Raw genomic sequence first — 17,267 nt, 5'->3', positions numbered from 1 at the left:
AATCAATGCGTCAAACTGTCCGACATAATGCGGGGGGTGATAAAAATCAGCAACTCACGCTTATTTTGCTCGTTCACGGTACGTTTGAACAGACGTCCTACTACCGGAATGTCACCGAGCAACGGCACCTTGTCTTCACCACGCACCTGCTCAACCTGGAAAACACCACCCAGCACCACGGTTTGGCCATTGGCTACCAGCACCTTGGTGTTCAACTGGGTAACATCAATGGTTGGGATACCGGTTGCCTGGTTAATAGCACCGACCGAGTCCTGATTGATGACCAGATCCATAATAATACGGTTATCCGGGGTAATTTGTGGCGTTACGTCCAGCTTCAATACCGCTTCTTTAAACTGGGTCGTGGTGGCACCACTGGCAGAGGCTTCCTGGTAAGGAATTTCAGTACCGTTTTCAATAGTAGCGCGCTGCTTGTCGCCAGTGATAACTTTTGGCTGGGAGACAATCTCGGCATAGCCGGTGTTTTCCAGCGCTGACAGCTCCATATCCAGAAAGGCGTTATCGGTCAGAATACTGAAAGCAAAACTGCCAGCCGCATTATCAACACCCAGGTCAACCATCTTGCCCTCTTGCAGGTTCAAACTGCCACTTGAGCCGGTAAACCATGACGCAGGGTTGGTGCCGTCAACATCATCCAGCCCTTCGGTAGAACCGGAAACACTCACTACACCACGGTTGCCATTGACCATGCCATATCCGGCACCGCCCCAGCGCACACCGAGCTCACGACGGAAATCGGTGTTGGCCACCACGATCCGCGCCTCAATCATTACCTGACGGATAGGAATATCAATTTGCTCGACCAGACGGCGGAATGCCTCAAGGCGATCGGATGTATCGGTAACAATAATGGAGTTGGTGCGCTCATCTACAATGGCATGCCCCCGTTCGGACAACACGCTGCCGGTAGTCTGATTGCTGCCACGGCCAGCCGCACCGCCTTCCTGACGCCCACGATTACTGCCATTCTCGCCACGATCACCGCGGAATAACTCGAACAAATCCTTGGCGTTGGCATAACGAACACGTACGTACTCGGTACGCAGCGGTGCAAGCTCTTCCAGTTGACGACGGGTGGCCAGCTCCTGACGCTCACGCTCGGCAATTTCCGCCGCAGGCGCAACCATCAATACATTACCTTCCTGGCGCTTATCCAAACCTTTGGTTTTCAACACCAGATCCAGCGCCTGATCCCATGGCACGCCGGACAAACGCAGAGTGATGCGCCCCTGCACAGTATCACTGGCCACCAGGTTCAAATCGGTAACATCGGCAATAATTTGCAGTACCGCTCGCACCTCAATATCCTGGAAATTGAGGGATAATTTTTCACCGGTAAATTGGAACTCGCGGGCACGTTCGGCTTTTTCGCGGGCGGTAAGGGGTTTGACACTCAACACATATTCTTTATCTGCCTGATACGCCAGATAATCATATTCACCCAACGCTGAGATATTCAGCACTGAGCCACCGCCGTCCTCTGTGGCATGCACAACAGAAACCGGCGTAGCAAAATCTATAACATCAAGGCGGCGGCGAAGCTCGGCTGGCAAATGCACATTGTTAAACGTCAACCGGACACCAGCAGATGTTTCTGCCATATCTGCACTGATGGTGCTATCGGAAAGACCAATAATCACTCGCCCCTCACCTTCAGTGCCACGACGAAAATCAATACTGGTGATCGAAGGGCCGCTTACTGCAGCAGACTGACGGGACGCCGGCTGCTGAATATCCACAACACTTTCTGTTCTGGCTAAAGCATAACCTCCATCACTCGCGCCAACTTCAACAATATACATATTGCCTTCAGCACGCGTGGTATGAGTAGCAAGGTCGCGCAAGTTGAGAATCAGGCGGGTGCGACCTTCGGTAGTTAACACCATGGCACTTTGGCCATTTTCAAAGGAGAGCGGAAAACGACGCGCTTTTAATTCACTGACTACCTGAGGAAAATCCAGCACGATTCTGGCGGGCTTTTCCAAGGTGTATCCGGCGGGTTCTGGCGGGGCTTCCGAGAATATCATTCTTACTTCAAAGCGCTCTCCCGGCAATTCGGCAAAACGAATATCATTCAGTGTGGCAGCCGAGACCGTTGAGCACAGCAGGCAAGCAATTAACAGGCAGATATTTCGCATTTTTAACCCCAATAAGAACAAAGCTTGCATGGCCGCTTATTCCTTTTCTTCTAATTTAATGATTCTGGGGCGCTCAACCCAACCACTCGCGCCGTCAGAGACAATTTCCAATACTTCTATCAAACTGGTATCGGCAACAATAATTTTCCCGTGATTTCTTCCCAGGTAATTGCCTTTTGACACCAGATGCACACCACCCTGTCCATCATTAATCAGGATTTGCAGCTGCCCCGCTTTGGTCAACGATCCAACCATGGTAAGACTGGCAATATTGAAACTTTCCAGATATTCACGCTCACGGTTCATATCCGGCTCAACGGTACGCCCGCCTTTTACCGAAGCAGTTTCCTCTGTCACCGGTTTATCAAAGGGGCTGCGCAAAGTCATTGCACCATACGCAAAGGGACGGTAGGGCTTGAATGACGGCAGCGGTTCTATCTGCCCTTGTGGCCGCCGTTTTGTTTCTTCCATGAAATCAACCAGATCCTGGTGATGACGCGCGCTGTCGCAACCGGCGAGCAAACCCGTAAAAATAACTACTGGCAGTGCAATGTATTTTTTTATCATGACTATTGCTCCTGCGCTTTATAGCGATAGGTTTTTGCTGCAATTTTCATCGTCAGGATAGGAGAATCTTTTTTCAGCGAAATCGTGTAATCGTGCAAAGTAACGATACGCGGCATACCTGCCACACCGCTCACGAAACTGCCAAGATCATGGTAGCCACCTTCAACATTGATGCTGATGGGCAGCTCAATGTAATACTCTGCAGCCTTTTCTGTTTCCAACTTGATTTCGTTGATCGCCAGACCACTTTCCGCGCCTTGCCGGTCAATATCTTCCAACAGACCTGGCACTTCGGTATCGGTAGGCAAACGGGATAATAAAGATTCAAAGGTATTATTCATCTCCACCATTTGTGCGCGGTAGGCATCAAGATTGGCAGCTTCAAAACTTTTGGCTTTATAAGATTCGCGCAGGGTGTTTTCTTTAGCGGTTATCGTTTGCAAATTCAAATTCATATCACTGACTTTGAAATAGTAAACACCGCCAAAGATCAATCCGCCCAGCAAGGCACACAAAAATACCTTTGCCGGCCAGGGCCATATGCCCATTTTTTGCCAGTCGATATTGTTAATATCGAATTCTCGCAGTTGTTCCATGGTATCTGCCAGGGCCATTTTATTTCGCCGCTCCTTCCGCTGTTGTATCGACCGGTGCTGAAGTTCTGACCGTCATTTTGAATGCGCTGGCTTGCTCACCGGCTTTGGGCTCAGCCACCACAGACGTCAGATTGGGCGATGTAAACCAATCGGATTGCTCAAGGTTACGCATAAAGCTGGACACGCGATTGGTGGACTCGGCAACGCCTTCAATAGAAATCACTTCACCGGTGCGGGATAAAAGGCTCAGATAAACACCATCAGGCACGGCACGCACAAACTCATCGAAAAAACGCACGATGACTGGCCGGGTACCTTCAAGATCCTGAATAATTTTGATGCGCGTCAGCAAATCTTCGCGGATCTTTTTCAACTCTTTGATCTCATCAACCTGCTTTTGCAATTCGGCAATATGTTTTTCAAGCAGCTGATTCCGCGCTTGTTGATTTTCAGTGGCCGATTGCACACTCGAAATCCACAACCAGCAAATCACCGCGCACAACATAGCTACGCCGATCAGGATGGCAATAAATTGGTCTTTCTTTTCTTTACGGTAGGTTTCCCGCCAGGGCAGCAGGTTAATTCTTGCCATCAGTCAAAACTCCTCATCGCGAGTCCTGTCACAATCATCAGAGAAGGAGCATCATTTGCCAGCGCTACAGCGTTAACCCGCGAGGACACCGACATGCCGGCAAAAGGATTGGCAACCAGCGTTTGGGTGCCCAACTTTTCCTCGATCAACGCGCTCAGGTCATCCATTGAGGCCACACCACCGGCGAGCACAATATAATCAACATCGTTGTATTGACTGGCAGAAAAAAAGAACTGCAGCGAGCGTGTCACCTGCTGTACGACCGCTTCTTTGAAAGGGGTGAGCACTTCTGCTTCATAGTCGTCCGGCAGCCCGCCCTGCTTTTTGGCAAGACCGGCCTCCTCCATGGAAAGGCCATAACGCCTCTGGATTTCTTCGGTGAGTTGCTTGCCACCGAATAATTGTTCGCGGGAATATACCGTTTTGCCATCGACCAGCACGCTGAGCGTGGTCATGGTAGCGCCGATATCAATGATGGCGACAACCTGACCTTCACGGTCTTCCAGCTGCTCGGAAACCAGCTCGAAAGCACGCTCCATACTATAGGCTTCAACATCCACTTTTTCTGTGGCAAGCCCGGCTTGCTGCAAGACGTTGACCCGGGCATCGACATTTTCACGTCGGCAAGCGGCCAAAAGTACTTCGACCTGCTCGGGATTGCGCGGAGAAGCTCCCTGAACTTCAAAGTCCAGCGCCACCTCTTCCAGCGGGAAAGGAATGTACTGATCTGCCTCAAGGGAAATTTGCATCTCCATCGAATCGTCACTGAGACCTGCAGGCATATCAATAATTTTGGTAATAACAGAGGAGCCGGCGACGGCAACCGCGGCATGTTTGAGACGGGTTTTGGATTGTTTGACCATTGCCTTGACGACAGTGGCCACTTCTTCCTGGTCGTTTATGTTTTTTTCTACGACGGCGTTCGGTGGCAGAGGTCGGACCGCGTAGGTTTCCACCCGATAACGATCACCGTGACGACTGAGTTCAAGTAACTTTACCGAAGACGAACTGATGTCGAGTCCAAGCACCGGTTTCGCTTTCTTTTCCAGGAAGTCTAAAATACCCATTTTTCTATCTATTTCCGTAACTTAGACGCTGTTCATGTTATAGCACTTTAACTCAAGCGTGCAACAAACCGATCCATATGTAAACAGTTAAAAAGACCGTATAATGCTGGCAAAACGCAGCACAATTGCTAACCTGTTAATTCTCATAGAAAAAATGCCGCCTAAAAATACCTTTTTGCGTACCGTTTTTTGGTTACTACTGTCCGGCCTGAGTGCTGCACTGGTAGCGTCGGGGGGTATGTACCTCTATCTAAGCCCCAATTTACCCGACGTCGAAAGCCTCAAACAGATCCGATTACAATCTCCTTTGCGAGTTTATTCAAGCGACAATCAACTTATTGGCGAGTTTGGCGAGCAACGCCGCAATCCACTTGCCTATGAGGAAATCCCACCCTTATTTATCAAAGCGTTACTTGCCGCAGAAGACGCGGAATTCTACGACCATCATGGCGTGTCTATCAAAGGACTGTTGCGAGCCGGTTCACAAATTTTAAAAACCGGACAGATACAATCGGGCGGAAGTACCATTACGATGCAGCTCGCTCGTGACTTCTTTTTGACAAGGCGACAGGTTTTTACCCGAAAGTTCAACGAAATTCTGCTTTCTTTTCAAATTGAGCGCGAACTCACAAAAGAAGAGATTCTGGCGCTCTTTACCAACAAGATGTTTTTTGGCAACCACGCCTACGGATTGCAAGCTGCCGCTCAGATCTATTACGGCAAAGATGCCAAAGACTTGAATGTGGCACAGCACGCGGCGATTGTAGGATCACTGAAAGCGCCTTCTGCCTATAACCCTATCGCCAATCCGAGCCGCGCCCTGATTCGCCGGGACTGGATTCTGGCTCGTATGCTGGAGCTGGGCTTTATTGACCGGGCAACCCACGATGAAGCAGTGAAAGAACCGATTGAGACCAGCTACCACGGGCTGGCACTGGATTTATATGCGCCCTACGTAGCCGAAGTAGCCAGACAGGAAGCGGTGAATCGCTTTGGTCAGGCGGCTTATAACGATGGCTACAAAATCTTCACCACGGTTGACAGCAAGCTGCAATCCGGCGCCCAAACAGCCGTCATCAATGGTCTGATGGATTATGATCGCCGCCACGGTTACCGCGGCCCGGAACAACGGCTGGAGCCCTCCAAAGAACCCGGCTTTCGCGACTGGCAAGACAAGCTTCGCCATTACCCCGCGCTGGGTGGCATGCAAGCGGCGGTTGTCACCGAGGTTCAGGAGAAGTCTGTCAAAGCCATTCTGGCAAACGGCACCCTCCTGGAGCTGGGCTGGGAACAGGGCCTTTCCAGTGCCCGCCCCTACATCAACGAAGACAGTCGCGGTCCCGCGCCGACCAAAGCGGCTGACTTTCTGCACGCTGGCGACCTGATTCGGGTGCGCAAGGATCAGGAAGACCGCTGGCAGCTGACCCAAACGCCGGCGGTTCAGGCGACACTGGTGGCAATGGATCCGCAAGATGGCGGCATCAGAGCCTTGATTGGCGGCTTTGATTTCCGACAAAGCCACTTTAACCGTGCGGTTCAGGGCACTCGCCAGCCAGGCTCCAGTTTTAAACCCTTTCTATACGCCATTGCACTGGAAAACGGATTCACGCCAGCGTCGATTATCAACGACGCGCCTATCGTTATTGAAAATACTGCCACCGGCGTAGCCTGGCGCCCGGAGAATGACGGCGGCACCTTTTCCGGCCCGATGCGGTTGCGCCAGGCGCTCTACCGCTCGCGCAATCTGGTTTCCATCCGTTTGTTGCGTACGCTGGGCATTCAAACCGCACTGGACGGCATGGGTCGCTTCGGCTTTGATCCGGCCAAATTCCCCCGCGACCTTACCTTAGCGCTGGGCACACACGCCCTGACACCATTGCAAATGGCCACCGGTTATTCAACCTTTGCCAATGGAGGTTACAAGGTCGATGCCCACCTGATCACCCGTATTGAAAATGATCAGGGCGATGTGGTTTATCAACACAAGACCAAACGGGTTTGCCGCGAGTGTGAACGGGCAGATGTAGCACGAAAAGCCTATACACCCGCAGCGGCAGAACCTTCGTTGCCCGCCTATACCTCTTTTGAAGACTCACTGGCACTGACGGAAGAACAACCCGTATCACCAGCAACATCAGCCGAGCAGGATTACGCGCCGCGCATTGTGGATGAACGGGTGGTTTACATTCTTGACTCGATGCTGAAGGACGTGATCAATCGCGGTACCGGCCGCAACGCCCGGCAGCTTGAACGTAGCGATATTGCGGGCAAAACAGGAACAACCAACGGCCCCAGAGATACCTGGTTTGCCGGGTACAGCCCGGATATGGTAACCGTCACCTGGGTTGGCTTTGACCAGAACACCCTGCTCGGCAAACGCGAATTCGGCGGCTCGGCGGCCTTGCCAATCTGGGTTGAATTTATGCGCAAGGCGCTGGCAGGCAAGCCGATGAACCTGCCACCCCAGCCGGATGGCGTAGTGACCGTACGCATTGATCCTGAAACCGGGCACCGTGCAGCACCTGGCGATCCGGATGCGATTTTTGAATTGTTTTTGGCAGAAGACGCCCCTTCGTCAGCACCGGCGTCCGGTTTTGATGCGTCCAACCGCGAAGAAGTTTTACCCGAAGAATTGTTCTGACGAACTACAATACCGTCACCGCGTAAGGGGTTCGAACCTGCAACTGCAGAGGCTTGAATCCTTTACGTGCAGCGTCCGGCCGACTAACAAGCCATCCCTGCACCTCAATAGTGCGACCTTTCCAGGCCAGCCATTGCTTATCCGCAAAATAGCGACGATCCGCCGCGGCAATTTTTAATACTACCGCGCCGTCCATTTCCAGCCAGATATCCCGACTCCCGGAAATTTTGGTAACTTTGCCGCGAACTCTTTGAAAACCTGCCACATCAGCGCTGAGGCTTTTAACCTCGCTAGCCAGCCAGCTGCGGTGACTCCAAACGCCTTTACCCGACTTTCGCGCCTTGTCAGCACGGCCAGCAAAGCAATCGGCTGCGGCCAGATTGGGCGGCACTGCCACCGGGAAGGCCAATCCCTCCTGCAATACAGCGGCGGCCAGACTGCGCCCCTCCTTGCTAAAAACATGTGCAAGCGTACGGCCATAGCGGTCCTGGCTTTCACGGTCATACACCAAGGTTATTTCGCGGCCTACGAAGCGACGGGCGAATTGTGTCGCCGGAGCCGCCAACGCCTCTGCCGGTCGCCCTCGCGCAGCCGTCTCGGGCGCGTTGATACCAATAACGCGCACCCGTCGACCATCTTTTAACCTGAGCGTATCGCCATCGTGCACTGTCGCCACAGCGACGACTTCGCGCCGCCCATCTACCTGACAGTCAGCCGCGACCGGGGGCGCAAGAAAAACCGGCAACGCAAAACAAAATAACAGACGAAAAAAAACGCCGGAGGATAAACCTGCCGGCGTTTTTTGAGGATGCTTCGGTAGTAACACCGCAAGACAGTCCTTATTTCTTGGCGATACGGCTGCCGAAACGCTTGGTGAAGCGATCGATACGGCCACCGGTGTCTACCATTTTTTGCTTGCCAGTGTAGAACGGGTGACATTCGCTGCACACGTCTACGTGGAAGTCTTTCGCCAGGGTAGAGCGAGTAGTAAATTTGTTACCACAGCTGCAGTTAACAGCGATGGCGGTATATTCCGGATGAATTTCTGCTTGCATGGTAAAGGCCTTTGCGTTTTATGTGCCGCCACCCGAGCGTTTATTGTCAGGCACCGCACAACGGTTGGGTAAAATGGAGCGGGGATACTACCAGATTTGCCGGCAGGCACAAGCTATTTAACACTCCAGGGACTGCCTGGTGACGCTGACCAAACCATCCCTGCATCGGCAAGCGCGAATATGCCATCATAATGCCCCCTGTTTTCAATCGGTCAGTGGTAATGAGTGCTCCACTTCTTCTGCGTATTGCCGTTCCTGTGCCTTTACGACGCAGCTTTGACTATCTGCCTCCGGTGGATTTGCCGCCTGCAGAGATTACTTGCCTGCAACCCGGCACACTGGTGGAAATTCCTTTTGGCAATCGTCAATTGATCGGCGTACTGCTGGCCGTCGTCAGTGACAGTGAAATCGTCAGCACCAAATTGAAGGCCGCCACACGGCTGGTTGACCCCTCACCGGCTTTTTCGGCTGAAGTGCAGGAGCTGGTAGTCTGGGCAGCCAATTACTACCAATGTGCGATGGGTGAAGCGCTCTCTACCGCCCTGCCAGCACTGTTACGCCAGGGGGCGCCACTCGTGCAACCCGCCGAACCGCACTACCAGTTAACCCATGAAGGAAAGGGCCTGCCGGAAGGTGCGCTGCGTCGCGCGCCGAAACAGGCCGCCGTTATCACCCTGCTGCAACAGTGCTCGAGCCTTTCTCAAAGTGAGATGCGCCTGAACGCTGTTACGCCGGCAATTTTAAAAAGCTTGCAGGAAAAAGGCCTGATCCGGCAAGGCACGCCCGCTCCGCAACCGGAAGATAAAGCCCGCCCGATACTGCGCGAACAGCCAATGGTCGCCACCGCTGAGCAACAGCAGGCACTCGATCAAATAGCGACCGAAGGCTTTCAGGTCAGCCTGCTGGACGGCACGACCGGCAGCGGCAAGACCGAAATTTATCTGCAAACCATCGAAAAAGTACTGGAAAAAGGCCTGCAAGCGCTGGTGCTGGTACCCGAAATAGGCCTGACGCCGCAAACCATTTCGCGCTTCACCCGCCGTTTTGCGGTGCCTGTGGTGGCGCTACATTCCGGCCTGTCTGATCGGGAACGGCTGGATGCCTGGCTTGACGCAAGGTCAGGTAAAGCCCGCATTGTTATTGGCACCCGTTCCGCAGTATTCACGCCTCTCGCCACGCCGGGCATCATTATTATCGATGAAGAACACGACGCCTCCTTTAAACAACAGGACGGCTTTCGTTACTCGGCACGGGATATCGCTGTGATGCGCGCCAGCAAATTGCAAATACCTTTGTTGCTGGGCTCCGCTACCCCGTCGCTGGAAACACTCGGCAATGCCATGAACGGACGCTACCAGCATCTTCGCCTGACACAGCGGGCGGGCAATGCACAGGCGCCGACCATTCATCTGGTGGATTTGTGTGGAAAAACTCTGCACGAAGGTTTTGCCCGGGAAACGCTGGATGCTATTCAGGAGCAAATCCACAGCGGAAATCAGGTACTGGTTTTTCTCAATCGCCGCGGCTTCGCGCCGGCATTGCAATGCCACGATTGCGGCTGGCTGGCCAATTGCAACCACTGCGATGCCCGCATGACCCTGCATCACCATCCCAAACATTTACATTGTCATCACTGTGGCCATCAACGCGCCGTGCTCCGGCGCTGCCCGCAATGCCAGGGCCAACAACTGCAACCGCTCGGCCAGGGCACGGAACGCAGCGAAATTGCCCTGCAAAGCTGTTTTCCCGATACGCGGGTAATCCGTATCGACCGCGACTCCACCCGCCGCAAAGGCGCCATGGAGAATTTGCTGGATGAAATTCAGCGCGGCGACCCCTGTATCCTGATCGGTACCCAGATGCTGGCCAAAGGCCATCATTTCCCAAATGTCACGCTGGTGGTCATTCTGGATGCCGATGCCGGGCTTTTCAGTACCGACTTTCGCGGCCCGGAGCGCATGGGACAACTGCTATTACAGGTAGCAGGGCGCGCCGGTCGGGCAGAAAAGCCCGGTCAGGTCATCATGCAAAGCCATCACACCGACCATCCGTTGGTACAAACCTTGATGTATGAGGGCTATCATGCGTTGGCGACACTGATTTTACAGGAGCGGCAGATAACGCAGATGCCGCCCTTTCGCCACCTTGCGCTGCTGCGTGCAGAAAGCAAACGCCCCGAGCTGGCGAGCGCCTTCCTGCAACTGGCGCGGGAGATGGCAGAAAACCACACCGGCATGTCGCCAGCGATTGAGTTTCTCGGCCCCTTGCCAGCACTGATGGAAAAACGCGGTGACCGTTATCGTTACCTGTTGCAATTCAGTAGCCAACAGCGCAAACCTTTGCAGCATCTGCTCGCCACACTGGCGCTGCAGCTTGAACAACACGCGCTGGGTAAACGCGTCCGCTGGTCGCTGGATGTCGATCCTTGCGAGATGAATTGACGCCCCGCATCACAGCGGTTTTTTTGCCTTAGTGACGTAAGCAGAACAGCTGAGTACAATTGCGCCCTGTTTGATAGTCAGGAAGAACAATGCCTCGAGATTACGCCCGGAAAACTCGCCCCGCTCCCCGTCGCAAAGCGCCACCCAAGCGCCAGTTGCCCGGCTGGCTGTGGTTGTTTATTGGCGGCATACTGGGAGGCTTTATTACCTTTCTGGTGTATTTATGGGATATCGCCCCGCCGCCATCACAGGTGGTAAAACCACCGGCTGCGACAGAAGCACCGCCCACTGCGGATGTCGATAACAAAACACCAAAGCCGCGTTTTGATTTCTACAAACTTCTGCAGGAAAGTGAAGTGATTGTTCCGGCTACCGAACCGGTGCAGCCAACCGCCGAAACACCACCGGCAAAAGTAGAGACACAAACGCCGGCTGATGAATTTATTTTGCAGGTAGGCTCATTTGCCAGTGAGGCTGATGCAGACCGGCTGCGCGCACAACTGCTGATGCTGAATCTGGAAGCGCGGCTGGAGAAAGTTACCATCCGCAACGGCGAGATCTGGCACCGCGTGGTGGTCGGTCCGTTTACCGACCAGGCACGGCTGAACAGTGCACGCTCCACGCTGGTTAATAACCAGTACAACGCGCTGATGCTGAAACGAAACAAGCAATAATCCGCCACACCTCCCGGAAACAAACAATTGCCAGTTTCCGGGTTGAATTCCTGCCGCCCGCCCCCAAATTCTTTTTCAATGCATGGCTCCGAAACCGTCGGAGCCTGTTGATCGTAAGGATTTTTTCGTGACTACAATTCTTTCTGTTCGCCGTGATGGCCAGGTTGTTATAGGTGGCGACGGCCAGGTTTCGCTGGGCAATACCGTGATGAAAGGCAACGCCCGTAAAGTGCGCCGCCTCTACAAAAATCAGGTATTGGCCGGCTTTGCCGGAGGCACCGCTGATGCCTTTACGTTGTTTGAACGCTTTGAAGCCAAACTGGAGGCGCATAACGGTCAACTGACTCGCGCCGCCGTAGAGCTTGCCAAAGAGTGGCGCACCGATCGCGCCTTACGACGCCTCGAAGCCCTGCTGGCGGTGGCCGACCACGAAGCGTCTTTGATCATTACCGGCAACGGCGATGTAATCCAACCGGAGAATGATCTTATTGCGATCGGTTCCGGCGGCCCTTATGCACAGGCATCGGCGCGAGCGTTGCTGGAAAACACCGAGCTGGATGCACGCACGATTGTTGAAAAAGGCCTCACCATTGCAGGCGACATTTGCGTCTACACCAACCAGAATCAAACCATCGAGTTACTGGATTACCGCAAGTAATTCCCTCGCTACTACCGGATAAATACATCATGTCGATTATGACTCCCCGTGAAATTGTTCACGAACTGGATAAGCACATTGTCGGACAACAAAACGCCAAGCGCGCGGTGGCTATTGCGCTGCGTAACCGCTGGCGCCGTATGCAAGTCGCCGCGGATATGCGCGGCGAAATTACGCCAAAAAATATTCTGATGATTGGTCCAACCGGCGTGGGTAAAACCGAAATTGCCCGCCGCCTGGCCAAACTGGCCAACGCGCCGTTTATTAAAGTGGAAGCCACCAAGTTCACCGAAGTGGGTTACGTGGGGCGCGACGTAGAATCCATTATTCGCGACCTGGTCGATGTCTCTATCAAACTGCATCGCGAGCAAGCCATGAAGGGCGTCAAGCACCGGGCGATGGAAGCGGCTGAAGAGCGTATTCTGGATGCACTTTTACCACCCGCACGCGGCGCTGAAACCTCTAGCGCCACCGAAAACGGAACCCGCCAGATTTTCCGCAAGAAACTGCGCGAAGGCGATCTTGATGACAAAGAAATTGAAATTGATCTGGCGGCAACGCCGGTCGGTGTAGAAATAATGGCACCGCCGGGCATGGAAGACATGACCAGCCAGCTGCAAAATATGTTTTCATCGTTATCCAATGGCAAAACCCGTAATACCAAGCTGACCGTCAAGCAGGCATTCAAACAACTGCAAGACGAAGAAGCGGCCAAGCTGGTTAACGAAGAAGATGTTAAAACCCGTGCTATTGAAGCAGCAGAGCAAAACGGCATTGTGTTTATTGACGAAATCGACAAGGTAACGCGCCGGGGTCAAACCACAGGCGCTGATGTATCCCGCGAAGGTGTGCAGCGTGATCTGCTGCCGCTTATTGAGGGCTGCACGGTGACGACCAAACACGGGCTGATTAAAACCGACCATATTTTGTTTATCACCTCCGGCGCATTCCATCTGAGCAAACCGTCTGATTTGATTCCGGAATTGCAAGGTCGTTTGCCAATACGCGTAGAATTGACGGCACTGACACCGGATGACTTCGAGCGTATTCTTACCGAGCCGCGCGCCTCCCTGACCGAACAACAGCAGGCGCTGCTGGCTACGGAAGGGGTAGAGCTGCATTTCACCAAAGACGGCATTCGTCGCATTGCGGAAACCGCCTGGGAAGTAAACGAGCGCACTGAAAATATTGGCGCTCGTCGGTTGCACACCATTCTGGAACGCCTGCTGGAAGATATTTCTTTTGATTCAGGCAATGAACAGAAGTCACTGGAAATCAATGCCGCCTATGTAGAAGCCCATTTGGGCGAGCTGGCGAAAAACGAAGATCTGAGTCGGTTTATTTTGTAACGGCAATACCATCGGCAAGCACGCGCTGTGCTTGCCGATATTGTTTGCCTGTCATTTTTCAGCGTTTACCCGGATACAGGCAGCATAAAACGATGGCCACCCCAACCCGCATTCAACTGCACAAACAATCCGGCTTGCTGGAACTTCAGTTTGGCGAAAAAACCTCGCAGCTAACCGCTGAGTTTCTCCGCGTGCATTCACCCAGCGCTGAAGTAAAAGGCCACGGCAAAGGTCAGGAAGTGCTTCAATACGGGAAAAAAAATGTGCTGATCACCGGCATTGAAGCCTCCGGCAATTATGCAATCAGGCTGATATTTGATGATGGACACGATTCAGGCATTTATACCTGGGATTACCTGGAAGGACTTTGCACCCATCAACAAACCTTATGGGATGCATATTTGCTAAAACTGGATAACGCCGGTTCAAGCCGCGAAGCTCACACCAGCGCCATTCGATTTATCCAGCCGGACTAGTTATTACCAGAACAACACCAGCAACAAAATACCCAGCGCAATACGGTAAACCACAAAAGGTTGAACACCGATTTTTCTGATAAACACCAGGAAATAGTGAATACAAAACAAAGCACTGACACCGGAAATAAGGGTGCCCAGCGCAACTGCACTCCAGTCAACACTTTCGCCCGCTAACACCAGCTCACGGGTTTCAACCATTCCGGCAAGAACGATCACAGGAATGGATAGCAGGAAAGAAAAACGGGCAGCGGCTTCACGACTCAACCCCAACAGCAAGGCTGCGGTCAGCGTAATACCGGAGCGGGACGTACCGGGAATCAATGCCAGCGCCTGGGCACCACCAATGTACAAAATATCTTTCCAGGACATCTGGTATTCGGTGCGCTCACCACGGCTGCGCCAACCGGCCCATGCCAATGCAAAGCCAAAAACAATCAAACCAAAAGCGGTAACCAGCGGTGAGCGCATGGCGGTATGCGCCCAGTCTTTGAATAACAGCCCGGCCAGCCCGACCGGAATGGTGCCAAGAATAACCGCCCAGGCCAACTTGCTGTCTTCGTTGAATTCGCGGTAAAGAATGGAACGATACCAGGCGATAATCATGCGCCCGATTTCCTTACGGAAATAAATCAACACCGCGACCAGACTGCCTACATGCAGAGCCACGTCATAAGCCAGCCCCTGATCGGGCCAATTGGCAAATACGGGAACCAGTAGAAGGTGTGCAGAGCTGGATACGGGTATAAATTCAGTGATTCCCTGCACCAAAGCCAGAACGATAATCTGCAATAAATCCATACTGTTTATCCGTAAGGGATGGGATGATGAAGGGTCGACAGTTTGAGTTAAAATCGAACCATTTACAATTGGTCAACTCGTGCCAGGATAGTAAGACATAACCCGGAGAAAATATCATGAATAGTGCTGTATTACGTGGATCTATCTCTGCTTTTTTTACCGGATTACTGGTGCTTCTGGCAGGCTGTAGCAGCGGGCCGCAATACACCCGCGACTTCAAACCCGACGCCACTTTTCAGGAATACCGAACCTACCAATGGCGACAGGTATCATCCGAAGTTACCGGTGTAAATCAGGAGCGGGTGCAATCCCTGGTGGATAATCAACTGTCGCGTCAGGGGCTGCGCAAAGTCGGTGAAGACGCTGATATTCTTGTCGATCTTCATCTCTTTTTACAGACTTCATCTGCCCCTTCAACCGGCATTGGTATTGGCATAGGCTTGCCAGTGGGGCGACATGGCAGCATTGGCCTCGGCAGTGGCCAACTGTTGAACCGCAGTAAACTGGCAGGCACCATCGTGGTGGACTTTACCGATCAAAAAAGTAATGCCTTGTTATGGCGCGGCTCGGCCAACAATGTGGCGGTAAAAAATCTGGCCGTAGAAAACCAGCAGCAACTGGCAGTTGTTATTGAAAAATTGCTGCAACAGTATCCGCCGCAATAATATTTTTCATGCTCAATAATACTCAACCGCTATAAACAAAAAAACCGACAGACTTTGTCGGTTTTTTTTACAAAATGGAAATGCCGAAATTATTGTTCGCGTATTTTGTTAACGATGGCAGTCGTTGAACAACTTTCAACAAAACCGAGCACCTTGACGTGGCCACCGTTACTTTTAACGATCTCGCCACCCACCACCTGATCTTCACGGTAATCACCACCTTTTACCAGTACATCCGGTTTAATGGTTTCGAGCAAACGCTCTGGCGTATCGTCATCAAAAAATAATACCCAATCCACCGACTCCAGTGCTGCCAGTACCGCCATCCGCCGGTCAACCGGATTAATCGGACGCCCTTCACCTTTAAGACGTCGAATAGAGGCATCGCCATTGACCGCAACGATCAGCCGATCACCTTGCATTCTGGCTTCTTCAAGGTAGCCCACATGTCCGGCGTGAATAATATCGAAACAACCGTTGGTAAATACAATACGCTCACCACTCGCGCGCGCGTCTTCAATGGCAATCAACAGCTGCTCTTCGGTAACGACCCCACGCTCGGAACCTTGCTCGCTTTGTACCGCCCGACGCAACTCCGGTGAATTGACCGTTGCAGTACCCTGCTTGGCAACGACAATGCCTGCCGCAAGATTGGCCAGCGCCATCGCTTCCGGAATGCTTTGTCCGGATGCAATAGCGGCAGCCAATACAGAGATAACCGTATCGCCAGCACCCGTGACATCAAATACTTCGCGCGCTCGCGCCGGCAAATGCAGTTCTGGCTGCCCGGCACGCAAAAGGGTCATACCCTGTTCGCCACGCGTTACCAGAATACCTTGCAGATCCAGATCGCGAACCAGAGCAGCACCACGTTCCACAATATCCTGCTCGGTACGACAACGCCCGACGATCGACTCAAACTCAACAAAATTGGGAGTCAGTAGCGTGGCACCGCGATAGCGGGAAAAATCATGTCCTTTGGGATCCACCAGCACCGGCACGGAAAACTGCTTCGCCAGAGCGATTAATTCCGGCGCAATTTGCAAGCTGCCTTTGGCATAATCAGACAACACCATTGCATCCATATAAGGCATCAGAACCCGCGCTTTTTGCAGGAACTGATCGCAATCATCGGCCTGGAATTGCTCCTCAAAATCCATTCGCAGTAACTGCTGGTGCCGGCTGACGACGCGCAATTTGGTGATGGTTGGCCGGAGTGCGGAAATCTGAAAATCGGTGCGAATACCGGCTGCTTTAAGGCGGCTTTGCAATACCATACCGGCTTCGTCTTCGCCGACGACACCAATCAATGAGGCGCCGGCACCCAGGGCAGCAATGTTCAATGCTACGTTGGCGGCACCACCGGGACGGTCTTCAACCTGCCCTACTTTTACAACAGGTACCGGCGCTTCCGGGGAGATTCGCGTAGTGCCACCATGCCAATAGCGATCCAGCATTACATCGCCAATGACGAGAATATGCGCACGATCAAAAGAAGGCATGGTTAACTGCATAGAAGGTCCCTG

General features: G+C 52.8%; 16 protein-coding genes. 7 read left to right on the top strand and 9 right to left on the bottom strand.

All coding sequences use genetic code 11. The annotated features are described in order from the left end of the window. Positions 1 to 2 precede the first annotated feature (2 nt). Genes C4F51_RS03455 through C4F51_RS03435 form a run of 5 tightly spaced genes read right to left on the bottom strand, consistent with a single transcriptional unit; the run spans position 3 to position 4,981 of the window. A complete protein-coding gene (locus tag C4F51_RS03455; protein ID WP_235992268.1) occupies positions 3 to 2,189 on the bottom strand; it encodes a type IV pilus secretin PilQ in 2,187 nt (728 codons plus the stop codon). 6 nt (positions 2,190 to 2,195) lie between these two features. Next, positions 2,196 to 2,726 carry a pilus assembly protein PilP gene (locus C4F51_RS03450; protein WP_193907177.1) on the bottom strand — a complete coding sequence of 177 codons (531 nt, stop codon included), beginning with the start codon at positions 2,724 to 2,726 and terminating at the stop codon, positions 2,196 to 2,198. A 2-nt stretch (positions 2,727 to 2,728) separates the two neighbouring features. Then, positions 2,729 to 3,340: a type IV pilus inner membrane component PilO gene (locus C4F51_RS03445; RefSeq protein WP_193907175.1), complete on the bottom strand. Its 612-nt coding sequence runs from the start codon at positions 3,338 to 3,340 to the stop codon at positions 2,729 to 2,731. Position 3,341: 1 nt separating this feature from the next. After that, positions 3,342 to 3,914 carry a PilN domain-containing protein gene (locus C4F51_RS03440; protein ID WP_193907173.1) on the bottom strand — a complete coding sequence of 191 codons (573 nt, stop codon included), beginning with the start codon at positions 3,912 to 3,914 and terminating at the stop codon, positions 3,342 to 3,344. Next, positions 3,914 to 4,981: a pilus assembly protein PilM gene (locus C4F51_RS03435; protein ID WP_193907172.1), complete on the bottom strand. Its 1,068-nt coding sequence runs from the start codon at positions 4,979 to 4,981 to the stop codon at positions 3,914 to 3,916. Before C4F51_RS03435 ends, C4F51_RS03440 begins: the two co-directional genes overlap by 1 nt. Positions 4,982 to 5,156: 175 nt before the next feature. Here C4F51_RS03435 and C4F51_RS03430 point away from each other — a divergent pair, with 175 nt between their 5' ends. Further along, the gene (locus C4F51_RS03430) at positions 5,157 to 7,622 is read left to right on the top strand and encodes a penicillin-binding protein 1A (RefSeq protein WP_235992267.1); all 2,466 of its coding nucleotides are present in this window, start codon (positions 5,157 to 5,159) and stop codon (positions 7,620 to 7,622) included. A 4-nt stretch (positions 7,623 to 7,626) separates the two neighbouring features. Here the strand turns inward: C4F51_RS03430 and C4F51_RS03425 are convergent, their stop codons facing one another. Continuing rightward, complete coding sequence (locus C4F51_RS03425; protein ID WP_193907170.1) at positions 7,627 to 8,298, bottom strand: thermonuclease family protein; 672 nt, start codon at positions 8,296 to 8,298, stop codon at positions 7,627 to 7,629. Positions 8,299 to 8,461: 163 nt separating this feature from the next. Next, positions 8,462 to 8,677 (bottom strand): 50S ribosomal protein L31, encoded by a 216-nt coding sequence (rpmE, locus tag C4F51_RS03420; RefSeq protein ID WP_193907169.1) that lies wholly within the window; start codon positions 8,675 to 8,677, stop codon positions 8,462 to 8,464. A gap of 221 nt (positions 8,678 to 8,898) precedes the next feature. Between rpmE and C4F51_RS03415 the strand changes: the two genes are divergently transcribed. The 5 genes from C4F51_RS03415 (at position 8,899) to C4F51_RS03395 (ending at position 14,275) form a co-directional block, all read left to right on the top strand. Continuing rightward, the gene (locus tag C4F51_RS03415; protein WP_193907168.1) at positions 8,899 to 11,118 is read left to right on the top strand and encodes a primosomal protein N'; all 2,220 of its coding nucleotides are present in this window, start codon (positions 8,899 to 8,901) and stop codon (positions 11,116 to 11,118) included. Positions 11,119 to 11,207: 89 nt separating this feature from the next. Next, a complete protein-coding gene (locus C4F51_RS03410) occupies positions 11,208 to 11,792 on the top strand; it encodes an SPOR domain-containing protein (RefSeq protein ID WP_193907167.1) in 585 nt (194 codons plus the stop codon). Positions 11,793 to 11,919: 127 nt separating this feature from the next. Beyond that, positions 11,920 to 12,450, top strand: coding sequence for an ATP-dependent protease subunit HslV (gene hslV / locus C4F51_RS03405; protein WP_328701301.1), 531 nt, complete (start codon positions 11,920 to 11,922; stop codon positions 12,448 to 12,450). A gap of 29 nt (positions 12,451 to 12,479) precedes the next feature. Then, positions 12,480 to 13,799, top strand: a complete 1,320-nt coding sequence (gene hslU, locus C4F51_RS03400) for an ATP-dependent protease ATPase subunit HslU (RefSeq protein WP_193907163.1) — start codon at positions 12,480 to 12,482, stop codon at positions 13,797 to 13,799. Between the two features lie 92 nt (positions 13,800 to 13,891). Further along, positions 13,892 to 14,275 carry a gamma-butyrobetaine hydroxylase-like domain-containing protein gene (locus C4F51_RS03395; protein WP_193907161.1) on the top strand — a complete coding sequence of 128 codons (384 nt, stop codon included), beginning with the start codon at positions 13,892 to 13,894 and terminating at the stop codon, positions 14,273 to 14,275. Positions 14,276 to 14,278: 3 nt separating this feature from the next. Here the strand turns inward: C4F51_RS03395 and C4F51_RS03390 are convergent, their stop codons facing one another. Further along, on the bottom strand, positions 14,279 to 15,076 hold the full coding sequence (locus C4F51_RS03390; protein WP_193907160.1) for an undecaprenyl-diphosphate phosphatase: 798 nt from the start codon (positions 15,074 to 15,076) through the stop codon (positions 14,279 to 14,281). Between the two features lie 116 nt (positions 15,077 to 15,192). On the opposite strand from C4F51_RS03390, the gene C4F51_RS03385 reads away from it, so the two are divergent. Next, a complete protein-coding gene (locus tag C4F51_RS03385) occupies positions 15,193 to 15,741 on the top strand; it encodes a DUF4136 domain-containing protein (protein WP_193907158.1) in 549 nt (182 codons plus the stop codon). 89 nt (positions 15,742 to 15,830) lie between these two features. Here the strand turns inward: C4F51_RS03385 and hldE are convergent, their stop codons facing one another. Beyond that, entirely contained in the window at positions 15,831 to 17,255 is a 1,425-nt protein-coding gene (gene hldE / locus C4F51_RS03380) for a bifunctional D-glycero-beta-D-manno-heptose-7-phosphate kinase/D-glycero-beta-D-manno-heptose 1-phosphate adenylyltransferase HldE (protein WP_193907156.1), read from the bottom strand. Positions 17,256 to 17,267 lie beyond the last annotated feature (12 nt).

Origin of the sequence: Cellvibrio polysaccharolyticus (genome assembly GCF_015182315.1) — a bacterium.
GTDB lineage: Bacteria > Pseudomonadota > Gammaproteobacteria > Pseudomonadales > Cellvibrionaceae > Cellvibrio > Cellvibrio polysaccharolyticus.
The sequence above is the reverse complement of the archived record's forward strand: the minus strand, read 5'-3'. Positions and strand labels throughout refer to the sequence as shown.